19 protein-coding genes are annotated in these 20,888 nt (G+C 67.2%); 12 read left to right on the top strand and 7 right to left on the bottom strand.

From position 1 onward, the window contains the following. Positions 1–6 precede the first annotated feature (6 nt). Entirely contained in the window at positions 7–1,302 is a 1,296-nt protein-coding gene (locus A5764_RS15350; RefSeq protein ID WP_067114359.1) for a serine hydrolase, read from the top strand. Between the two features lie 10 nt (positions 1,303–1,312). Here the strand turns inward: A5764_RS15350 and A5764_RS15345 are convergent, their stop codons facing one another. Then, positions 1,313–2,533 carry a cytochrome P450 gene (locus A5764_RS15345; RefSeq protein WP_067114390.1) on the bottom strand — a complete coding sequence of 407 codons (1,221 nt, stop codon included), beginning with the start codon at positions 2,531–2,533 and terminating at the stop codon, positions 1,313–1,315. A gap of 11 nt (positions 2,534–2,544) precedes the next feature. Continuing rightward, positions 2,545–3,567, bottom strand: a complete 1,023-nt coding sequence (locus tag A5764_RS15340; protein WP_067114358.1) for an LLM class F420-dependent oxidoreductase — start codon at positions 3,565–3,567, stop codon at positions 2,545–2,547. An 89-nt stretch (positions 3,568–3,656) separates the two neighbouring features. On the opposite strand from A5764_RS15340, the gene A5764_RS15335 reads away from it, so the two are divergent. Next, complete coding sequence (locus A5764_RS15335) at positions 3,657–5,153, top strand: acyl-CoA carboxylase subunit beta (protein ID WP_067114357.1); 1,497 nt, start codon at positions 3,657–3,659, stop codon at positions 5,151–5,153. Positions 5,154–5,204: 51 nt separating this feature from the next. Here A5764_RS15335 and A5764_RS15330 read toward each other — a convergent pair whose 3' ends face one another. Genes A5764_RS15330 through A5764_RS15320 form a run of 3 tightly spaced genes read right to left on the bottom strand, consistent with a single transcriptional unit; the run spans position 5,205 to position 7,764 of the window. Beyond that, positions 5,205–6,272, bottom strand: a complete 1,068-nt coding sequence (locus A5764_RS15330) for a TIGR03857 family LLM class F420-dependent oxidoreductase (protein WP_067114356.1) — start codon at positions 6,270–6,272, stop codon at positions 5,205–5,207. Then, positions 6,269–6,649 carry an ester cyclase gene (locus tag A5764_RS15325; protein WP_197501456.1) on the bottom strand — a complete coding sequence of 127 codons (381 nt, stop codon included), beginning with the start codon at positions 6,647–6,649 and terminating at the stop codon, positions 6,269–6,271. Before A5764_RS15325 ends, A5764_RS15330 begins: the two co-directional genes overlap by 4 nt. Next, positions 6,646–7,764: a PHB depolymerase family esterase gene (locus A5764_RS15320; RefSeq protein WP_067114354.1), complete on the bottom strand. Its 1,119-nt coding sequence runs from the start codon at positions 7,762–7,764 to the stop codon at positions 6,646–6,648. Before A5764_RS15320 ends, A5764_RS15325 begins: the two co-directional genes overlap by 4 nt. Before the next feature lie 152 nt (positions 7,765–7,916). On the opposite strand from A5764_RS15320, the gene A5764_RS15315 reads away from it, so the two are divergent. The 10 genes from A5764_RS15315 (at position 7,917) to A5764_RS15270 (ending at position 18,553) form a co-directional block, all read left to right on the top strand. Further along, positions 7,917–8,927 (top strand): Rieske 2Fe-2S domain-containing protein, encoded by a 1,011-nt coding sequence (locus tag A5764_RS15315; RefSeq protein ID WP_067114353.1) that lies wholly within the window; start codon positions 7,917–7,919, stop codon positions 8,925–8,927. Continuing rightward, complete coding sequence (locus tag A5764_RS15310; protein WP_067114352.1) at positions 8,924–9,556, top strand: cysteine hydrolase; 633 nt, start codon at positions 8,924–8,926, stop codon at positions 9,554–9,556. The genes A5764_RS15315 and A5764_RS15310 overlap by 4 nt, the downstream gene beginning before the upstream one ends. Beyond that, entirely contained in the window at positions 9,553–10,173 is a 621-nt protein-coding gene (locus A5764_RS15305; protein ID WP_067114351.1) for a PaaI family thioesterase, read from the top strand. The genes A5764_RS15310 and A5764_RS15305 overlap by 4 nt, the downstream gene beginning before the upstream one ends. A gap of 8 nt (positions 10,174–10,181) precedes the next feature. Then, positions 10,182–11,834 carry an acyl-CoA synthetase gene (locus A5764_RS15300; protein WP_067114350.1) on the top strand — a complete coding sequence of 551 codons (1,653 nt, stop codon included), beginning with the start codon at positions 10,182–10,184 and terminating at the stop codon, positions 11,832–11,834. Beyond that, positions 11,831–12,673: an SDR family oxidoreductase gene (locus tag A5764_RS15295; protein ID WP_067114349.1), complete on the top strand. Its 843-nt coding sequence runs from the start codon at positions 11,831–11,833 to the stop codon at positions 12,671–12,673. The genes A5764_RS15300 and A5764_RS15295 overlap by 4 nt, the downstream gene beginning before the upstream one ends. A gap of 100 nt (positions 12,674–12,773) precedes the next feature. After that, positions 12,774–13,970, top strand: a complete 1,197-nt coding sequence (locus tag A5764_RS15290; protein WP_067114348.1) for a cytochrome P450 — start codon at positions 12,774–12,776, stop codon at positions 13,968–13,970. A 21-nt stretch (positions 13,971–13,991) separates the two neighbouring features. Next, positions 13,992–15,206, top strand: a complete 1,215-nt coding sequence (locus A5764_RS15285) for a CaiB/BaiF CoA-transferase family protein (RefSeq protein ID WP_067114389.1) — start codon at positions 13,992–13,994, stop codon at positions 15,204–15,206. Between the two features lie 49 nt (positions 15,207–15,255). After that, positions 15,256–16,401 (top strand): thiolase family protein, encoded by a 1,146-nt coding sequence (locus A5764_RS15280; RefSeq protein ID WP_067114347.1) that lies wholly within the window; start codon positions 15,256–15,258, stop codon positions 16,399–16,401. A 230-nt stretch (positions 16,402–16,631) separates the two neighbouring features. Continuing rightward, positions 16,632–16,922: a DUF485 domain-containing protein gene (locus tag A5764_RS15275; RefSeq protein ID WP_156664699.1), complete on the top strand. Its 291-nt coding sequence runs from the start codon at positions 16,632–16,634 to the stop codon at positions 16,920–16,922. Beyond that, positions 16,919–18,553: a cation acetate symporter gene (locus A5764_RS15270; protein WP_067114346.1), complete on the top strand. Its 1,635-nt coding sequence runs from the start codon at positions 16,919–16,921 to the stop codon at positions 18,551–18,553. Before A5764_RS15275 ends, A5764_RS15270 begins: the two co-directional genes overlap by 4 nt. A 54-nt stretch (positions 18,554–18,607) precedes the next feature. Here A5764_RS15270 and A5764_RS15265 read toward each other — a convergent pair whose 3' ends face one another. Further along, positions 18,608–19,804: an acyl-CoA dehydrogenase family protein gene (locus tag A5764_RS15265; protein ID WP_067114345.1), complete on the bottom strand. Its 1,197-nt coding sequence runs from the start codon at positions 19,802–19,804 to the stop codon at positions 18,608–18,610. A 25-nt stretch (positions 19,805–19,829) separates the two neighbouring features. Continuing rightward, entirely contained in the window at positions 19,830–20,888 is a 1,059-nt protein-coding gene (locus A5764_RS15260) for an acyl-CoA dehydrogenase family protein (RefSeq protein WP_067114344.1), read from the bottom strand.

The raw sequence follows: 20,888 nt of genomic DNA, 5'->3' as shown, positions 1-20,888 counted from the left end.
GGTCGGATGGGCGGCATTTCGCGTCGCGAATTCGGGCGGCTCGCCGCGCAAGCGGGGACGCTCGGCCTCACGGGAAGCCTGGCCGGCTGCGGTGCGCCGGCGACGCCGCCCGCCCAACCGAACGCCACCACCGCATCCGCCGCCTCCGCGGCCCCGACGCCGAACCACGTCCCGCAGAGCCGCCCGCCAATCAGACTCACCCAGGGCGACCTGGACCGGATCATCGGCGACCACGCGCACACACTGCTGGGCAATCTGCGGGCCAAGGCGCCCGGGTCGAAATACGCAGTGGCCGTGGCCTTCGCATACCCCGACCACCAATTCGAGCGTTACTACATGTACGGCAGCGTGGCCGAAAAGACCCCGCCCACCGCCAGGACCGTTTTCGGGATCGGGTCGCTCACCAAGACCTTCACGGCCGCGCTGTTCGCGAACGGCGTGGCGATGCGCCCGGACTGCTTTGACTGGGACGCGGGAATGGACCGGTATCTGGGCGGATACCTCGGCGGCAGCGGCGATCTCAGCCCGACGATGCAGCGGATCACCCCCAGGATGCTGGCCCAGCACACCTCGGGCCTGGCTCGTGACTCCACCGGCCCGGAGGACGGCATCGGCCTGTTTCTCAAGGACCCGTCCACGGCGCCGCCCCGCCTGATGGATGCCTGGCGGACTCACGACGGCCCGCAGCCGGGCAGCTGCTGGGCCTATTCCAACCTTGGCTTCATCACGTTGGGTTTCGCCGCCGCCGCCGGGTATGGGCGAGCCGGCGCGGGCGCGTCGTATGCGGGAATCCTGCGCGATCAGATCACCGCGCCGCTGAACATGCCCGACACCGTGACGGTCGTTCCCGACGGGGCACCGCTGCCGCGGGCCTTTCCAAACGGCCGCGAGGTGTCGGCCGGCGCCGCTTCGGATATCAAATCGTCGGCCGCCGACATGCACACCTGGTTGTTGGCGCACCTCGGGGCGGTGAACGGGCCGCCGGCCCTGATGACCGGGCTGGCCTCGACGACGCGGCCCGCGCCACTGTCGGTGGACATGTGCGGGCAAGCCAAGCGGGGGCCGGCGCACATGGGCCTGGCGTGGCAGGTGGAACCCGGCTCGCCGCAGATCATTTGGAAGGACGGTCTGACATCGGTGGGCGGCTGCTCGTGCTGGATCGGCTTCACTCCGCCGGGCCCGGGACGGGAGCCGTTGGGCATCGCGATCCTGGTCAACGGCTACTGGGACAAGGGCGAGCCGGTGGTGATCGCCGACAATCATGGCCCGGCACTGCTCAAGCAGATCTCGGCCGCCATCTAGACCGGCCGGCTCAGGTCAGCGAGTAACGGACGGGCAGGTGCTTGAGACCGCCGACGAAGACGGTGGCCGTGAGCTGCGGATCACCGGCCAGCTCAATGGACTTGAGTCGGGGCAGTAACTCGGAGAAGAAGCTGTTGACCTCCATGCGAGCCAGGGCGGCACCCATGCAAAAATGCACGCCGTAGCCGAAGGCCAGATGCTTGTTGGGGTCGCGCCCGACATCGAAGCGGAACGGGTCGTCGAAGACCTCCTCGTCGCGGTTGGCCGACACGTACGACATCAGCACGGATTCGCCTGCGGCGATCGGGGTTCCACGCACGGTGGTGTCCTTTGTCGCGGTGCGCATGAACTCCTTGACGGGGGTGACCCAGCGGATCATCTCCTCGGTGGCCAGCGGCATCAGATCGAGGTTGTCGCGCAGGCGCTCCAGCTGGTCGGGATTCTCGATCAGCGCCTGCAGGCCGCCGGAGATGGTCGCGCTGGTGGTGTCGTGGCCCGCGGTCGCGACGATGAGGTAATAGGACACGGTGTCGATGTCCGACAGCGGTTCGCCGTCGATGCGGGCGTTGGCGATCGCCGACGCGAGATCCTCGGTCGGGTGTTCGCGGCGTGCCGCGGTCACCGCGTTGAAGTATCCGAACATGTCCAGCAACGCGGGCAGCTGATCCTCATTGGTGGTGCCCCGCTTGAACTCCGAGTCGTCGGCGCCGAACAGCTCCTGGGTCAGCGTTAGCATGCGCGGGAAGTCGGCCTCGGGCAGCCCGAGCAGCGACATGATCACGTAGAGCGGGTAATTGACCGCGACCTGCTGAACGAAGTCGCACTCGGGACCGACGGCCATCATCTTGTCGACGTAGGTCTTGGCCAATTCGTCGACGCGGAGTTTCAACGCGCGCATCGCCTTCGGCCGAAACCAATCGGAACCGATCGCCCGCACCACCCGGTGCTGTGGGTCGTCCAGGTGGATCAGCGTCCGCACGCCCACGTTGGCCTGCAACTCGTCGCCCTCGCGGGTCGCCAGGACGGGACGCGGCCAGTTGGTGAACAGCATGTTGTCGCGTTCGATCTGCATGATGTCGGCGTGTTTGGTGATCGCCCAGAACGGCTGATAGTTCGGCACGTCGACCCACGACACCGGCGCGTTGGCCCGCAGGTGCCTCAGCGCCGCGTGCAGCCGCTGCTCGTCGGTGTACGCCAACGGATCGGCCAGCAGGTTGGCGGCCTCGTCGATCGTCGTCGTGTTCACTCGCGAAACTCCTTCAGTACGGCGGTGATACAGGCCCGGGTTGCGGTCGGAAAGATCGGCATGACGCGGTCGACCGCGCCCTGGCAGCGGCCGCGCAGAGCCGCGGCGATGGTCTCGACGGGGCCGACGACAGCGAAAGCGGTCAGCATCTCGTCGTCGATGAGGGAACCCATCGTGTCCCATTCGCCTTCCAGCGACAGACGGTGCAGTTCGGTGTGCAGGTCGCCCCACCCATGCAGTTCGAGTACCGTGCGGTACGCCGGCGTGGACCCGTAGAACGCGATCTGCTTGCGCACGGCGGTGGTGGCGGCCGCCAGCTCGGAGTCGTTCTCGCCGGTCGCGATCATCACTTCGGCTGACACCTGGAAGTCGCTTCGATCGCGGCCGGAGCGCTGCATGCCGCGCAGCAGTGCCGGCAAGGTCACCTCGTCGAGGTAGCGCTTGGAGACCATGGGGTGGCCGAGGTGGCCGTCGGCGACCTCGCCGCACGTCTCGGTCATCGTCTCGCCGACGGCGGCGAGGAAAACCTTGGGTGGCGAATAGGGTTGGGGCTCGGGCGTAAACATCGGCGTCATGATCTTGTGCGTGTAGAAATCGCCCTCGAACCGGAGCTTGGTGCCCTCGCTCCACGCCGACCAGATCGCGTGCAGCGCGGCGACGAATTCGCACATCCGGCGGGCCGGATGGCTCCACGGCATGCTGAATCGTTTTTCGATGTGCGGCCGGATTTGGGTGCCCAGCCCGAGGATGAACCGGCCACGCGAATACTCCTGCAGGTCCCAGCCGATGTTGGCGACGATCATCGGATTTCGCGCGAACGCCACCGCGATGTTGGTGCCCAGCTCCAGTCGCGACGTGTGTTCCGCGGCCAGCAGCAGCGGCAAAAACGGGTCGTGACTGGTTTCGAAGGCCCAGCCCCCGTCGTACCCGTCCCTTTCCAGAGCGCAGGCCGCCTCGGGCACTCGCGCGAGTCGATTGGGAATGCCCCCGTCGAGCTTGAGACGGGGGGCGGTAGCCATGCGGGCAACTTTACAGTAAGCGATCCAGTATGTGACCCTGCTCCCTACAACTATGCGCGCGACGGCCGCCCATGAGGTAGGACAGAAGCATGACGAAAGCCCAGGACTGGGGCGAAACGCTCGAGGATCTAGAGCGTCGCCGTCGGCACGCGTTTGCGATGGGCGGTCCCGAGCGCCTCGACAAGCATCGCGACAAGGGCAAGCTCGACGCCCGAGCGCGAATCGAGCGGCTCCTGGATCCGGGCACGTTCCGCGAATTCGGCACGCTGGTGGGCGGCGACATCGCCGCCGACGGGCTGGTTGTCGGCTCCGGTGAGATCAACGGTTCGCCCGTGATGCTGGGCGCCGAGGACTTCACCACCATGGCGGGCAGCATCGGACCGGGCGGCAACTCCAAGCGGTACCGCATCGCCGAACTGGCGCTACGGGACAAGGTTCCGCTGGTGATGCTGCTCGAAGGCGCCGGCTTTCGTCCCACCGGCGGGCATTACGGACGCAGCCCGACAGATCTGCTCGCCCAGACGCAGTGCTCGGGTCGCGTCCCGACCGTCGCCGCCGTGCTCGGCCCCTCCGCCGGACACGGCGCGCTGGTGGCGCCGGTCTGCGACTTCCGGATCATGAGCGCGCAGGGCGCGATCTTCACCGCCGGGCCTCCCGTCGTCAAAGAGTCGACGGGAGAAGACATCTCGAAGGAGGACCTGGGCGGCCCGAACGTGGCATTGGCCAGCGGTGTCATCCACAACGTCGCCGAGGACGACGAAGCGGTGATCGACGAGATCCGCCGCTACTTGTCTTACTTTCCGCCGAGCGCGTGGTCATACCCGCCGTCACTGCCGCCCACCGAATCTTCCGCGCCGCGTCCGACCCCAGAGTTGCTCGACATCGTGTCCCGCGACAACCGCCGCGTCTACGACATGCGCGCGGTGCTCGATGTCGTCTTCGACGGTCCCGACTGGTTCGAAGTGCAGCCGCAGTTCGGCAGGGCGATCATCTGCGCGCTGGCCCACCTCGGTGGCCATCCGGTGGCGGTGGTGGCCAACCAGCCAAAGGTGCTGGCCGGCTCCATCGACGCCGACGCGGCCGACAAGGCGGCGCATTTCATCACCGTGGCCGACTCGTTTCACCTGCCCATCGTCTTCCTCGCCGACAACCCCGGCATGCTGCCCGGCAGCCGCTCCGAGCGCAGCGGCGTGCTGCGCGCCGGCGCGCGGATGTTCGCCGCGCAGACCGCGGCGACCACGCTGAAGCTGCACCTCACACTCCGCAAGGCGTACGGGTTCGGCTCCATGGTGATGTCGCTGCTGGGTTTCGACCATCAGGTCGCAACGTTTGCCTATCCGGGCGCGACGATGGGCGCGATGAGCGCGGCGGCGCTCAGCCGCGCGTCGAACGCCGGCGAAGACCTCTCCGTCAAGCTGCGCAACGCCGAGCTGCAGGCGTCGTATCGGTCGGCCGAGCACATGGGATTCGACGAACTCATCGATCCCCGCGAGACGCGTGACGCCTTGCTGGCGTCCCTGCAGCGGGGGCTGTCCAGTCGGCAGGCCGCGGCCGAACCGGTGGCGCGGACCGTCATCATGCCGTGAGCTTTTCGGCGCGACCGTGCGCGTTTGTACGCGACACGCCGGTCCAGCGCGTCATTCTGCGCACGCTCGCGGCCAGGGCGTGGCCGCCCTGTAGGCCGCGACCACGGGCGCGAGCTCATCGGGTGTCGCCCCGTGCATGATCAGCGCGTCGGCGCCGTAGTCGAACTCCTTGCGGATGCGGTCCACGCACCGCTGGGCCGACCCGGTCGCCGACGGTTCGAGCCATTCGTCCGGAATCAACGTCGCGATGTGCTCAATTTGCTCGGGCGTGGCCTTGTGGTCGATGCCGCCGGCGATCGACGTCACCACCGGATCTTCCCGAAACCGTTGCAGGACGGCGGGATCCCAGTCATTAGTGCGCACCAACAGATCGCCGTAGCCCTGCAAATACGTAGCCAGGCGCGCAACGGTCTTCTTCAGCCGCAGCGGCTCGGGAAGGTGGTCACCGACCGTGGCGAAACACGACCACACCCGCACGCCGGCGGGATCGCGGCCCGCCTTTTCCGCGGCGGACTTGACGGTCGCCACACACCGCTGCAGCGTCTCCGGCGTGAAGTAGGTGTGCAGGATGACGTCGTCGAACACCCGGCCCCCGAGCGCGAGTGTTTGCGGCCCGAATGCCACCAGCGCCAACCGAATGTCCTCGTCGAAGTCCGGGTCCAGGAAAAGGATGGGGTACTTGCCCATCGGGCCGTCGTGGTTGAAGATCACCTCGCCGTGCCACAGGCGGCGCATGACCCGCGCCCAGTCTTCCATCTGCGCGGTGGTGACCGCGGGGATGCCGAAGGCCCCGTAGATTGCGGCGATGCCGCGCCCGATGCCCAGCGTGAACCGGCCGCCGGAGAGCCGGTGCATCGTCGTCGCCCAGGCTCCGGTGATCAGCGGATGGCGCGTGTTGTGATTGGTTGCCGCGGTTGCGATCTGCATCCGGGTGGTCACCGCGCACGCCGCCCCGACGAGTGACGACGCTTCCTTGACGTTCCAGCGCTCGGAGATGAATGCGGTGCCGAAGCCCAACTCCTCGCCGCGGCGCGCCTCGTCCATCAGGGTCGCCGGTCCCTCACCGCCGGCGCCGGCCAGCAGGTAATAACCCAACTCGTCCAGCGCGCGTTCGCTCACTTCCAAACCCCTTGCTGGTAGCCGCAGTTCCACACCTCGGTAATCCTGCCCGTAACGACGCGGAACACCTCGATGCTGCCGATGTTGGTTTCGGTGCCGTCCTGGGTGGTCATCGTCGAGTCGTAGACGATCGTGACGTGCTCGCCGTCGTCCCCGGCGACGACGACGTTCAGGTCGAAGCGCACGGCGTCGAATAGTCGCCACACGTCGGCCACCCGCTGGACCGCCTGCGCGTGTGTCAGCGTCTGCGACTCGCCCACACCGTGCCGGATCACGTTGTCGCCCAACAACTCCCCGGCCAGCCCGAGGTTGCGTTCGTTCCAGACCACGAGGTTGTAGAGCTCGACCACCTCGCGCGCCGTCCGCGTGGCCATCAGCCGGACACCGCGCGCAGGAACCGCTCGGTGACCCCCAGCACGCGCCGGGAGAAAACGTGGCCGACGTGCCCGCCGTCGTACCAGTACAGCTGGCCACCCCACCGCTCGTGCAACGCGACCGCGGGTTGGCGCATGGCCATCCGGTCGTGCCACGCCCCGACGATGAGGCGGCGATGCGGTGGCGGCGCCGGGTCGACCGCCAGCGGATCGATCACCGAGGTGAGCTTCGAGACCTCCGGGGATCCCAGCAATTCGGAAAGCCCCGCGCGGGACTGACCCCACCGCGCCAGGTGCCGCGCAATCATCGCGTTGAGCCCCAGGATCGGCGTGTACAACGCCACGGCGTCGACCTGCCGCTCGAGGTGGGTGACCAACGCGGCCACCGGGGTGCCCATCGAAATCCCGGCCACGACAATGGCTGAGGCTTGCGGCTGCACCCATCGCACCACGGCGCGCACCTCCGACACCGCACGCATCATGCCCGCGACATTGCCCAAGGGATCCACGTCGGGATAGGCCGGCCATTCCCGGCGCCGGCAGCCGTGGCCGGGCTGCACCGGCATCGCGACGTTGAACCCCAGCTTGTGGTGTATCCGACCGATCCGGGACAGCAACAAGTCCTCCGTGCCGCCCTGACCGGCGCCGTGCACCCATATCAGCCACGGCCTCGGGCCGCCGCGGTGCCGGCACACGTGTGCCAAGGCCCGCGCCGGGCCGCCCAGGCCGGCGGCTTCCAGCGTCGCGGGCAGCCCCGGATCGTGTTCGAACGTCATCCGCTCGTAGCCCAGCCCCGCGATGCGGCGCCGCTGCACCGACGTCGGTCGCAAGGGTGGTGGGTCGGCGTGCGCGCCGTCGATGCCCAGCGCCGACAGTTCCTCGGCCGCGGCGGTACATCCGGTCAGCGGCCGCATCGTCGGGGGGCTCCCGTTCAGCAGCGAAAAGCCGCTTAGCACAAGCTCATCCAGCATGACCTCGCCGAACTGGCGAAAACCACGTGGCGATGCGGGAACCCAGCCGGTCGATTCGTTGAGACCGGCCACCGTACGCGGCAGCAGCATCCCGAGTTCGCGGGCCAGCTCGCCGGTGAAGCCCAGCCCGCGCGTCGCCCACGACATACCACTCACCTACCCGAACTTGAAGCCGGTGCAGCCGGTGTCGGTCGCCCGGACGGCCCCTCCACCCATAAAGCTCCTTGCCGCGCGCTGACCGAACTGCTGAAATCTATACTGTAACGCGCTTAGTATCAACGATCGCGAGAGGCGCCGCCGTGAAAGTGCCGTTCACCTGGAAAGTAACCGGGTGGTTCATGGTCGGATGGTCTCCGGAATTCCCGATCGGCGAGGTCCGGCCGCTGCGGTACTTCGGCGAGGACCTGGTCGCCTACCGCGACGAGTCCGGTGAGCTGCACGTGCTGGAAGCCCACTGCAAACACCTCGGCGCGCACCTCGGCCACGGCGGGAAGGTGATGGGCGACTGCGTCCAGTGCCCGTTCCATGGATGGCGCTGGGGCCCGGACGGCACCAATCAATACATCCCCTACCAACCCGACCGGCCCAACCGCGCGCTGCGGCTGCGGGTGTTTCCGGTGCGGGAGCAGTACGACTGCGTGTTCGTCTGGCATCACCCCGACGGCCAGGAGCCGCAGTGGGAGATGCCGGACATCTTCAAAAAGTTTCCGCAGTTCGAGACGGATCCGGCGGCCTACTACCGCGCATACCCCGAGTTCTCCCGTCGCGCCGAGCGCGAACCCGTGCATCCGCAGATCGTGGCGGAGAACGCCCCCGACAGCGCCCATTTCGAATACGTGCACCACGCCACGGTGACGCCCAGGGTGCTGGACTGGAAGATCGTCGACCACGAGTGGCAATTCATCGCCGGTTGGCCGGACGCGCGCAGTGACGATCCCGACGATCTGGCGCTGCGGTTCCACAGCCACCTGTTCGGCCTCGGCGGGGCGATCAGCGTTTTCGAGGGCGCGCAGAACCACCGGCTGATCTTCACCTGCACGCCGGTCGACGATGGGTGTTCGGATCTGTTCTACTCGATCTGGTGGCCGCGAACTCCCGGCGACACCGCTGACGTGCCGCGGGGCGAGCTGCGCGAGCTCATCGAAAAGCAGTTCCTGTCCACGGTCTTCGATGATCTACAAATCTGGCGCTACCAGCGATACGTGGAACGTCCGCCGCTGTCCAAGGTCGACGCGAAAGGGTATATGGCGCTGCGCAAGTGGGCCACCCAGTTCTACGATGTCCCGCCCGCAGCCGCGGCGCCCGCATGACGCCCAAGCTTGCCGACCTCGCCGCGCCTGCGCACACCGCGGTCGTCACCCAGGAGTGCCAGGGCGCGGTCATCGGCCCGCACGCGGGGCTGGCGGTGCTCGCCGAGGAGGCGCGTCGTGTCGCGCTACCCAACATCGTGCGACTGCTACCGGCGGCGCGGGCGGCCGGGGTGCGCGTCGTCCATTGCCTGGTGCGGCGACGGCCCGACGGGCTGGGCTCCAACCACAACGCCAAGATCTTCGCCATCGCAGGCGGCCCCGGACATAGCCAGGTCGACATTGCTCCCGGGTCTCCCGGTGCGGCTCTGCTGCCCGAATTGGGCCCCGAGCCAACCGATTTGGTCCTGAGCCGCTGGCATGGCGTCGGGCCGATGGGCGGCACCGACCTCGACGCCGTGCTGCGCAACCTCGGGGTGTCCACCATCGTCGTGGTCGGGGTCTCGCTGAACATCGCGATTCCCAACGTCGTCATGGACGCGGTCAATGCGGCCTATCGTGTCGTCGTGCCGCGCGACGCCGTCGCCGGCGTGCCCACCGAGTACGGAGAGGCCATCATCGCCAACACGCTGTCGCTGCTGGCGACCATCACCACGACCGACGAGCTGCTCCAGGTGTGGGGGCAGCAATGACCGACACCACGCCGGCGGTGCGCGGCGGGTTTCCCGAGATCAAGCCGGTCGACCATGTGCCACCCGAGCTGGGCAGGTTCGTCGCCGCGATGCGGCGCCTCCAGGATCTCACCGTCTCCACCAACCCGGACTCCGCGCTGTGGGCCGCCGCGGCCGAGCACGTCGAAAACGCCTGCACGTTGATCGAGGACCACCAGGTGCCGGAAGGCCTGGCACCCGCCGGCCGGGTCATCGAACTGCCCGGGCTGGGCCATCCCCTGATGCCACCGTGGCTGGTCACCGAATCCGGGCCCAACGGGGTCACCATGGACGGACACTTCACCCGAGCCCACGTGGGCGGGAACAGCGCCGTGCACGGCGGCGTGATCCCGCTGTTCTACGACTGGCTGTTCGGGATGGTCGTCTCCACCGCAGGGTGCCCGCCCACCCGCACCGCATTCCTGCATGTCGACTACCGCAACATCACCCCGATCGACGAGCCGCTGACCGCCCGGGGCCGCATCACCAACGTCGACGGCAGGAAGTTCTTCATCGGCGCTACCATGACCGCGACCGACGGCACGTTGCTCAGCGAGGCCAACGGCCTCATGGTCCGCCTGCTACCCCACCAGCCCTGAGAGGCAGAATGTCCGACAGCGCAACGCAATTCACGGTTCCCGAAGTCGCGACGGCCGTCGCCGCAGCGATCCCCGACCGCGAGCTGGTGATCCGTGGTGAAAAGCGCTACACCTACGCCCAAATCCTCGAGCGGTCCAACCGGCTCGCCGCATACCTGCACTCGCGGGGCCTGGGGTGTCACACCGAGCGCTCGGCACTGGCCGGCCACGAGGTGGGTCAGGACCTGCTCGGCCTCTATGCCTACAACGGAAACGAATTCGTCGAGGCGCTGCTTGGCGGCTTCCAGGCGCGCGTTGCCCCCTTCAACGTCAACTTCCGATACGTCAAGAGCGAGCTGCAGTATCTGCTGAAGGATTCCGGGGCGACCGCCCTGATCTACCATGCCGCGTTCGCGCCCCGGGTGGCCGAAATCCTGCCGGACCTGCCGCGGCTGCGGGTGCTGATTCAGATCGCCGACGACTCCGGTCACGACTTGCTTTACGGCGCGGTCGATTACGAGACCGCCCTGGCATCCAGTTCGCCAGAACCGCCGCCGGTGCAGCACTCGCCCGACGACTTGTACGTCCTGTATACCGGTGGCACGACGGGCATGCCCAAGGGCGTGCTGTGGCGCCAACACGACATCTTCATGACATCGTTCGGCGGGCGAAACCTGATGACCGGTGAGCCGTCCGGCTCTGTCGAGGAGATCGTCGCAAGGCTGGCCACCGGGCCCGGCGCCAAATTGCTGATCTTGCCGCCGCTGATCCACGGTGCGGCCCAGTGGAGCGTGATGACGGCGATCACGACCGGACAGTCCGTCGTCTTTCCGTCCGTTGTCGATCATTTGGACGCCGAGGACGTAGTCCGCACGATCGAGCGGGAGCGGGTGCCGGTGGTGACGGTGGTCGGTGACGCGATGGCGCGGCCTCTGCTCGCGGCCATCGAAAAAGGAGTCGCCGACGTGTCGTCGTTGGCGGTGGTCGCCAACGGCGGCGCCTTGCTCACCCCGTACGTGAAGCAACGCTTGATCGAGGCACTGCCCAACGCCGTCGTGGTCGATGGCGTCGGATCGTCGGAGACGGGCGCGCAGATGCACCACATGTCGATGTCGGGGGCGGTGTCGACGGGCACATTCAACGCCGGACCGGACACCTTCGTGGCGTCCGAGGACCTAACCGCAATCCTGGAACCGGGTCACGACGCTATGGGTTGGCTGGCGCAACGGGGCTACGTTCCGCTGGGCTACAAGGGCGATGCGGCCAAGACCGCCAAGACATTCCCGGTGATCGACGGCGTGCGCTACGCCGTGCCCGGCGACCGTGCGCGCCACCGCGCCGATGGCGTGATCGAATTGCTGGGACGCGATTCGGTGACGATCAATTCCGGCGGCGAGAAGATCTTTGTCGAGGAGGTGGAGACCGCGATCGCGTCGCATCCCGCGGTGGCCGACGTGGTGGTCGCCGGGCGCCCGAGCGAACGCTGGGGCCAGGAGGTCGTCGCGGTCGTCGCGCTCGCCGACGGGGCCCACGCCGACGCGGACGAGCTGATCTCGCACGCCGCAGAGTCCCTGGCCCGCTACAAGCTTCCCAAGGCGGTCGTGTTCCGCAGCGCGATCGAGCGCAGCCCGTCGGGCAAGGCCGACTACCGATGGGCGAGCGAGCAGGCGGTGAACGGGTGAAGTACCGAGACCGCGTCGCCGTTGTGACGGGCGCCGGTTCCGGCATCGGGCGGGCGTTGACGCGCGCGCTCACCCAAGAAGGCGCACACGTCGCCGCGTCCGACATCGACGAAATGGGTCTGGCCGAAACCCAAGCGGCTTGCCGCCCCGACCAGGTGACGACTTTCCGGGTGGATGTCACCGACCGCGACGCGGTATTCGCCTACGCGGAGGACGTCCGCCACCGGCTCGGTCCCGCCTCGATGGTCTTCAACAACGCCGGCGTTGATCTCTTCGCCAGCGTCGCCGACATGTCCTGGGCGGACTTCGACTGGCTGATCGGCATCAACATCGGCGGCGTCGTCAACGGGACCAAGGCATTCCTGCCGCGGCTCATCGAGTCGGGTTCTTCTGAGCGCCCGGCGCGGTTGGTCAACCTGTCCAGCGCCTTCGGTCTCATCGCGGTCCCCTACCAAGGTGCCTACAGCGCTTCGAAGTTCGCGGTGCGTGGGCTCACGGAAGCGCTTCGTCAGGAGATGATCATCGAACGGCGCCCGGTGACCGTGCATTGCGTGCACCCCGGCGTCGTGCGCACCAACTTCGGGGCGAACATGCGCACCGCAGATACCGAGGAGCCGGAGCTGGCCGCGAAACTCTTTGAACGGGCGGCGCTCACCTCTCCCGACAAGGCCGCCCGGGTCATTCTGCGAGGGGCCGAGAAAAACAGAGCGAGGATCCTGATCGGACCCGACGGACGGGCGATGGCGGCGATGCCTCGGCTCCTCGGTGCGGGATACGCCGGCCTGTTGGCGCGCGCCGCGAGACTGACGAACCCCCGCGCGGCCAACGTCGGCCGCTGACTCGCCGCGCAACCGCGTGGTGCCCATATTGTCTACTGTAAGAATTACAGTACGATCGTACGCACGGGCCGCTTCATTCACTAGGATGCTGGAGATCTAGGTGACGACCGACGTGCACACCGGGGACCAAGCCGTTGATCTGCGCGACCCCTACCCCTTCTTCGCCCGCAAGCGCCGGGAGTCGGGCGCGTTCTGTGGGACGGTGATGGACTACTCCAAGACGCCCCAGTCGCTGCAGCCCAAGCGCGAATATTCTGCGATGTCGTTCGACGCGGTGAACAGGGTGTTCCGCGACGGCCGCGTCTTCAGCTCGAAGCCGTACGACAAAACGATCGGGCTGTTCATGGGGCCGACCATCCTGGCGATGGACGGCAAGAAGCATCGCGACCATCGCAACCTGGTGTCCGCGGCATTCAAGTCCAAAGCGCTGGCCCGGTGGGAGCCCACCATCGTGCGGCCCATCTGCAACGCGCTCATCGACGAGTTCCTCGATGCCGGCCAAGCCGACCTGGTCCGGCAATTCACCTTCGAATTCCCCACCCGCGTAATCGCCGAACTGCTGGGGCTGCCGGCCGAAGACCTGCCGATGTTTCGCAAGCGCGCCGTGGAGCTGATCAGCTACAACGTCAACTACGAACGCGCCTTCGAGGCGTCGGCGGCGTTGAAGGATTATTTCCTCGAGCAGATCGAGCAGCGTAAATCCAAACCCACCGAGGACATCATCGGCGACCTGGTCACGGCGGAGATCGACGGCGAAAGCCTCAGCGACGAAGCGATTTACTCGTTCCTGCGGCTGCTGCTGCCCGCCGGGCTGGAGACCACGTACCGGTCGTCGGGAAACCTGCTGTACCTGTTGCTGGCTCATCCGGATCAGTTCGCCGCAGTGCAGTCCGACCGCGAGCTGATCGGCCAGGCGATCGAGGAGGGGTTGCGCTTCGAGACGCCGCTGACCACCGTGCAGCGCTTCACGACCGAGGACACCGAGCTGGAGGGCGTCGAGATCCCGGCGCGCTCGGTGGTCGGCGTGTGCATCGGCTCGGCGAATCGGGACGAGCGGCGCTGGGAACGCTCGGAGGAATTCGACATCTTCCGCAAGCACATGCCGCACATATCCTTCGCCGCCGGAGAGCACACCTGCCTGGGTCTGCACCTGGCGCGGCTGGAAACCCGCGTGGCGCTGGAATGCCTGCTCAACCGGTTGACCAACGTCAAGCTCCGGACCGAGGAGGACCCGCACATCCACGGCCAGCCGTTCCGTTCCCCGACGGCGCTTCCGGTGACGTTCGACGCGAAGTAGGGTCCGGAAATGATCAAGGTAATGGAGGGGTTTCGGGTCCTCGAGCTCGCGCAGTTCACGTTCGTCCCGGCGGCGGGAGCCATTCTCGCCGACTGGGGTGCCGACGTCATCAAGGTCGAGCACCCGGTGCGCGGCGACACCCAACGCGGCTTCCTCAATATGGGCGGCATCCAGGTCAACCCGGACCGGCATCCGCTTATGGAGCATCCCAACCGCGGCAAGCGCAGCGTCGGGATCGACGTGTCCACGCCGGGCGGCCAGGAGGTGATCCACGAACTGGCCAAAGCCTCCGACGTGTTCTTGACCAACTACATGCCCGCGCAGCGGCGGAAGCACAAGTTCGACGTGGAGCACATTCGCGCGGTGAACCCGAACATCGTCTACGCGCGGGGTTCGGCGTACGGCGACAAGGGTGCCGAGCGTGACGTCGGCGGCTATGACGGGACGGCGTTCTGGACGCGCAGCGGCGTCGGCTACGCGCTGACCCCGGAGGAGCTGGGCGGCGCACTGGGACAGGGCATTCCGGCGTTCGGTGACTCCATCGGCGGCATGTTCATCGCCGGCGGCATCTCGGCCGCGTTGCTGCATCGCGAGCGCACCGGCGAGGCCCTCGAGCTTGACGTGTCGCTGCTGAGCACGGCCTGGTGGGCGGCCGGCGCCAGCGTCACGCAGGGCATGGAGACCGGAGAGGTCATGCGCACGCCCATGCCGGGCTCCGGCAACCCGTCGGTGAATCCCTTCATGGGCAACTACGAAACCTCCGACGGCGGCACGATCAACCTGTGCATCATCAGCCCGACCGGCCTGATCCGGGACACCTTCGAGCATCTGGGCATCCCCGAGGCCGCCGACGATCCCCGCTTCGCCGACGTGCTCCCGTTGATCCAAAACGCCGATGCGGCCGCCGAACTCATCGCGAAGGCGTTCGCCGCCAAGCCCTTTGACTACTGGCGCCAGCACCTGAAGACGATGAAGGGCCAGTGGGCGCCGTTCCAGAGCCTTCTCGACCTGGTCGACGACGAGCAGGCGATCGCCAACGACATGATCGCCGAAGTCGAGCTGGCCAGTGGCGGAAAGCCATTCCGCGTCGTGCGGGGCCCCATCCAGTTCAACCACGAGCCGCTGGTGACGACGCGGGCGCCGCAAGCAAGCGAGCACACGGAGATCGTCCTGATGGAACTCGGCCTGGATTGGGACCGAATCGCCGAGCTCAAGGATGCCGGAGCCATAGCGTGAACCGCGCCGGCGACGATGCAGAGCGGAGCGATGAGGAGGAGCGGCGCTCATGAATGACGTTGCTGTCATCGGGGTGGGACTGCACCCCTTCGGTCGCTTCGAGGGCAAGTCCGCCATGGAGATGGGCGCGGACGCCATCCAGCTCGCGGTCGCCGACGCGGGCGTGCAGTGGAAGGATATTCAAGCCGCCACGGGAGGCAGCTGGACGGTCGCCAACCCCGACGCGATCGTCGCGATGGTCGGACTGTCGGGCATTCCCTTCACGAATGTGTTCAACGCCTGCGCGACCGCGGCCAGCGCCGCGAAGGCCTGCGCCGACGGAATCCGGTTGGGCGACTACGAGATCGGGATTGCCGTGGGCATGGACAAGCATCCGCGCGGCGCCTTTACCGAAGATCCGGCGCTGGTCGGCATGCCGCGCTGGTATGCCGAGAACGGGCAGTACCTCACCACCAAGTTCTTCGGCATGAAGGCCAACCGCTACCTGCATGACCACGCCATCTCGCAGCAAACGCTGGCCAAGGTGGCCGCCAAAAACTTCCGCAACGGCGCCCGCAACCCGAACGCATTCCGCCGCAAGCCGATTCCCGAAGCGGACATCCTCAACTCGACAATGCTGAACTACCCGCTCACCCAGTACATGTTCTGCGCGCCCGACGAGGGTGCTGCCGCAGTGGTGATGTGTCGCGCGGACCTTGCTCACCGCCACACGGCCAAACCGATCTTCTTGCGGGCGGTCGAGGTCCGCACCCGCCGCTACGGCGCATACGAAGTGAACACCACCTTCGCCCCGGTGGACGAGGACGTATCGCCGACGGTGTACGCCTCGCGGGCGGCGTTCGAAAAGGCCGGTGTGGCACCGGAAGACGTCGACGTCATTCAGCTGCAGGACACCGATGCCGGCGCGGAAATCATCCACATGGCCGAATGCGGCTTCTGCACCGACGGTGAGCAGGAGAAGTTACTGGCCGACGGTGCCACCGAGATCACCGGTTCGATGCCGATCAACACCGACGGCGGGCTGATCGCCAACGGCGAGCCGATCGGGGCGTCGGGCCTGCGCCAAATCCACGAGCTGGTGCGTCAACTTCGCGGCGAGGCGAGCGATCGCCAGGTGGCCGGTGAGCCGCGCGTCGGGTTCGCTCAGCTCTACGGCGCGCCCGGCACCGCGGCGGCGACGATCCTGACGACGTAACCGCCCGAAGTGCCGGCGCGATAAAGATCAGGAATCGTGGGGATGGCCGCCAGGTGCATGCCCGGCAACGCGGCGGTTAATTTACTCCCCGCGGGACAAACGAGACTCCGAATCTGGTCACGTGTGCTCGTAGGCTATCGCCGCAGGGGGGCCCACAGTCGAGGTCAGGAGTTGTGTTGTCCACAACCGAGTTACCAGAGCACGTCCCAGTACCCAGCAGCGAGCAGTTCATGACCATCCAGGCCAGCACCGAGTTCGCCGAACTGCGACGCAGACTACGGCGTTTCGTCTTCCCTATGACGGCGCTCTTCCTCGCCTGGTACGCCGCCTACGTGCTCCTGGGCGCCTTCGCGCACGACTTCATGGCGACGAAGGTGTTCGGCAACATCAACGTCGGATTGCTGATCGGGCTAGGACAGTTCCTGACGACCTTCATCATCACCGGGCTCTACGTGCGGTTCGCCGACCGGGAGCTAGATCCGCGGGCCGCCGCCATTCGGTCGGAAGTGCAGGCGTCATGAGGTATCTGGCCGCCGGGCAGGGGGCGATCGGCAATCCCGTTGCCAACCTTGCCATCTTCGGCGTTTTCGTCCTGATCACCCTCTACGTGGTGATCCGGGCCAGCCGGCGAAACGCCACCGCGACCGAGTTCTTCACCGCTGACCGCGCATTCTCCGGACCGCAGAACGGCATCGCCATCGCGGGCGACTACCTGTCGGCGGCCAGCTTCCTCGGCATCGCCGGCGCGATCGCCGTGTACGGCTACGACGGGTTCCTGTATTCAATCGGATTCCTGGTTGCCTGGCTGGTGGCTTTGCTGCTGGTGGCCGAATTAATCCGAAACACAGGGAAATTCACGATGGCGGACGTGCTGAGCTTCCGGCTCCGGCAGCGCCCGGTGCGGCTGGTAGCAGCGGCGTCCACGCTCACCGTCTCGCTGTTCTACCTCCTCGCCCAGATGGCCGGCGCGGGAGGTTTGGTTGCCCTGCTGCTCAATGTCAAAGGGCGCCTCGGCGAATCGATCGTCATCGCAGTCGTCGGTGTCCTGATGATCGTCTATGTTCTGGTCGGCGGCATGAAGGGCACCACGTGGGTGCAGATCATCAAGGCCGTGCTGCTGATCGTCGGCGCCGCGGCGATGACGGTGATGGTGCTGGCCAAGTTCGGCATGAACTTCTCCGACATCCTGGGGTCGGCGCAGTCGGCGGTGTCGCACGCGACCACCAAAGGCGTCGCCAGCCGCAACGTGTTGGCGCCGGGCGCGCAGTACGGCGGGTCGACGACCTCGAAGATCAACCTGCTGTCGCTGGGCCTTGCGCTGGTGCTGGGCACCGCCGGCCTGCCGCACGTCTTGATGCGCTTCTACACCGTGCCCACCGCGAAAGAAGCGCGCCGGTCGGTGGTCTGGGCCATCGGCCTCATCGGCGCCTTTTATCTGTTCACGCTGGCGCTGGGCTACGGTGCCGCCGCCATCGTCGGGCCCGACCGCATCCTCAAGTCCGCGGGTGGCCAGAATTCGGCCGCGCCGCTGCTGGCGTTCCACCTCGGCGGCGTGGTCCTGCTCGGGGTCATCTCCGCGGTCGCGTTCGCGACGATCCTCGCGGTGGTCGCTGGGCTGACGATCACCGCGTCGACGTCGTTCGCCCATGACATCTACGCCAGCCTGATCAAGCGCCACAAGGTCACCGAGAGAGAACAGGTCCGAGTCTCCCGCATCACCGCCATCGTGCTCGGCATCTTCGGCATAGCGCTCGGGATCCTGGCCAACGGCCAAAACGTCGCCTTCCTGGTGGCGCTCGCGTTCGCGATCGCCGCCTCGGCCAACCTGCCGACGATCCTGTTTTCGCTTTATTGGCGGCGGTTCAACACCCGCGGTGCGCTGTGGAGCATGTACGGCGGTCTCATCTCGACGATCGTATTGATCGTCTTCTCCCCTGCCGTGTCGGGCACGAAAACCGCGATGATCCCCAGCGCCGACTTCGCGTGGTTCCCGCTCGCCAACCCCGGAATCGTTTCGATCCCACTGGCGTTCGTCCTCGGCATCGTCGGCACGCTGTCGTCGCCCGACCGCGGCGATCCGGGCCGCAACGCCGAGATGGAGGTCCGCTCACTCACCGGTATCGGCGCCGAGCAGGCCACTGTGGCGCACTAGCGCGGCGGCTGCTACGCCCAACGTGTAGCTGTTGCGACGACACGCCGCTTGCGCTCAAGCCTTCTTCACCGGCGGCGCATAGGCCGGCTTGCCCAGCCCGAGAACATACTGGGCGATCATGTTGCGGAACACCTCAAGCGTGCCGCCGTAGATCCCCACCAGCGGAGCGAATCGGTACGCGTACTCGGCCCTGCCGTCGTCGGCGGCCCCGTCCGTCCCGAACGGCAGGGTGGATGCGGCGCCGAGAATGTCCATCAGGTCCGGCGAGATGTCCCGCATCGTCTGCGCGATGGCCACCCGGCCGAAGATGCTCGGGGCTGACAGCGCGAACTCCAACCGGGCCACGCTGCGGCCCAATCGATACGCAACCGACTTGTCGTCGACGAGCCGGCGTCCGTCGGCGTCGGGTCGGGTCATGCGCGCCGCGGCCTTGTCGACCGCGTCGGCCATAGAACCGGCCTGGTGCATCATGATCGAGGTGTCCTGCAGCCCGTCCGGCGCCGCCGCCACCGCCCCGTGCTCGACGTTGAGCGGCTCGCGCAGCACGGTCCAGCCGGCGTTCACCTCACCCAGCCGATATTTGTCGTCGACGCGGACGTCGCTGTAGTAGACGATGTTGGTGCGGTCGCCGTCCACGGTGCGGATGCCCTGGATCTCGACGCCCGGCGAATCGAGCGGAACCAGGAACATGGTCAGGCTCTTGTGTTTTGGCGCCTCCGGGGCCGTGTTGGTGATCAGGAACACGTACTGGCAGTTGTGTGCCCCGGTGGTGAACATCTTGGAGCCATTGATGATCCAGCTCGACCCGTCCGCCTCCCGCACCGCGCGGGTCTTGCAGGTGGCGACGTCGGAGCCGCCCTCGGGCTCGGTATAGCCGAGGCACAGCCGAACCTCGCCGCTAAAGACTCTGGGCAGCACCTCATCACGCAGCTCCGGTGACCCGAATTTGTCCACCGATCGCGCCACCATGGCGGTGGTCCCCCAGGTCACCCACGGCACGTGCGCCCGCCGCTTCTCCAGCTCCCAGATGCGCCGCCGCACCCGGCTGAATCCGCCGTCGGATTCGGGCTTCCACTCGGCCTCCAGATAGCCTGCGGCGCCTAACTTCAGATGCAAACCCTCGTCGAAGTTGTCGCCGGTCTCGCGGTCGCGGCGCCGCACCTCTTCGGTGACGTGTGTGCTCAGGAAGCTTCGCGCCTCCTCAAGGAAGGCCCGATCTTCGCCGGACAGCTCGACCCGGGAGAAATCCATCGTTTCGCTCCTGTCTTGAGCCGGCTTAAGCCGACTGCGGTGCGCTCTCACGCGCGGCCACGATCTCGGCGATCCGCTGGGCGGCGAGGCCTGGATCGCCGCCCGCCAGCGGCCAGCCCCTGGCGCGCACCAGGTACGCCGTCGCCGCGGCTTCGGCCGAAACGCCAAGGCCGCCTTGGATATGGACGGCCATCGTCGCTGCCTTGGCGGCCTCCTCGGCCATGAAAACGAAGGCCGACGGCGCCAATTCGGGTCGTTCGTCGGGTTCGTTGTCCAGGAACCAGGCGGCCCGCCGGGCGAGGTTACGGCCGCCCTGAACCGTGATGGCCATGTTCGCGAGCGGGTGGGAGATGGCTTGCAGCGTGGAGATGGGCACACCCAGGGTGTAGCGGGACTTGGCGAATTCCGCCGCGATCGTCATCGTCTCCTCGACCAGACCCACCAGCGCCGCGGCAGTCAACAACCGCCATTCGTCCAGGGCCCGTTCGTAATCGGCCAGCGCCGCCGGCCCTTGGGCGACGACCGTGCTAGTGTCGGCGGCGGCCGGGTCCACCCACGCCATCGGCAACCGCCCGATGTTGTCGACCTTCGCAGGCCGGGTGCCGAAGGTCAGGCGCACCACCTCGTCGCCGTCGCGGACGACGATGTGGTCGGCGATCGACCCCGTCGGAATCAGGCGGATGCCGCTCGGGCTGTCGATGCGCGCATCGAGCGCGGCGAGCTGTTCGCCGTTGGCCAGTCCGGCGGTGTCGGCGTCCAGCTCCCCCAGGCGCGCCAGCAGCCGCGCGGCGCACACGTGGTCGATCCACGGGACCGGCGCCAGCGACCGGCCGATCTCCTCGGCCACCAGGGTGAGATCGACGAGCGTCGCGCCGTCCCCGCCGCACGACTCCGGCAGGGCCATGGTGGTCGCACCCATCGCGCACAACCGCTCCCACAGGTTTTTGTCGAAGCCGGAAGCCTCTGCCGCGCGGACGGTTTCGATCGAGCAGTGCGTTTTGAAGAACTGCTTGTAGGCGTCCTGCAGAGCGACGTGGTCTTCGGAGAGGCTGTAGTCGAGCCTGCGCAGTTCGAAGCGGTCCAT

Origin of the sequence: Mycobacterium sp. 852002-51057_SCH5723018 (assembly GCF_001667035.1) — a bacterium.
Taxonomy (GTDB): Bacteria; Actinomycetota; Actinomycetes; order Mycobacteriales; family Mycobacteriaceae; genus Mycobacterium.
This window is presented reverse-complemented; position numbering and strand designations above follow the sequence as displayed.

Coding starts and splice junctions, on each gene's coding strand:
- A5764_RS15350 (WP_067114359.1), top strand. CDS start 7: ATGGGCGGCATTTCGCGTCGCGAATTCGGGCGGCTCGCCGCGCAAGCG.
- A5764_RS15340 (WP_067114358.1), bottom strand. CDS start 3,567: ATGGCTACCGCCCCCCGTCTCAAGCTCGACGGGGGCATTCCCAATCGA.
- A5764_RS15335 (WP_067114357.1), top strand. CDS start 3,657: ATGACGAAAGCCCAGGACTGGGGCGAAACGCTCGAGGATCTAGAGCGT.
- A5764_RS15320 (WP_067114354.1), bottom strand. CDS start 7,764: ATGTCGTGGGCGACGCGCGGGCTGGGCTTCACCGGCGAGCTGGCCCGC.
- A5764_RS15310 (WP_067114352.1), top strand. CDS start 8,924: ATGACGCCCAAGCTTGCCGACCTCGCCGCGCCTGCGCACACCGCGGTC.
- A5764_RS15305 (WP_067114351.1), top strand. CDS start 9,553: ATGACCGACACCACGCCGGCGGTGCGCGGCGGGTTTCCCGAGATCAAG.
- A5764_RS15300 (WP_067114350.1), top strand. CDS start 10,182: ATGTCCGACAGCGCAACGCAATTCACGGTTCCCGAAGTCGCGACGGCC.
- A5764_RS15285 (WP_067114389.1), top strand. CDS start 13,992: ATGGAGGGGTTTCGGGTCCTCGAGCTCGCGCAGTTCACGTTCGTCCCG.
- A5764_RS15280 (WP_067114347.1), top strand. CDS start 15,256: ATGAATGACGTTGCTGTCATCGGGGTGGGACTGCACCCCTTCGGTCGC.
- A5764_RS15275 (WP_156664699.1), top strand. CDS start 16,632: ATGACCATCCAGGCCAGCACCGAGTTCGCCGAACTGCGACGCAGACTA.
- A5764_RS15270 (WP_067114346.1), top strand. CDS start 16,919: ATGAGGTATCTGGCCGCCGGGCAGGGGGCGATCGGCAATCCCGTTGCC.
- A5764_RS15265 (WP_067114345.1), bottom strand. CDS start 19,804: ATGGATTTCTCCCGGGTCGAGCTGTCCGGCGAAGATCGGGCCTTCCTT.
- A5764_RS15260 (WP_067114344.1), bottom strand. CDS start 20,888: ATGGACCGCTTCGAACTGCGCAGGCTCGACTACAGCCTCTCCGAAGAC.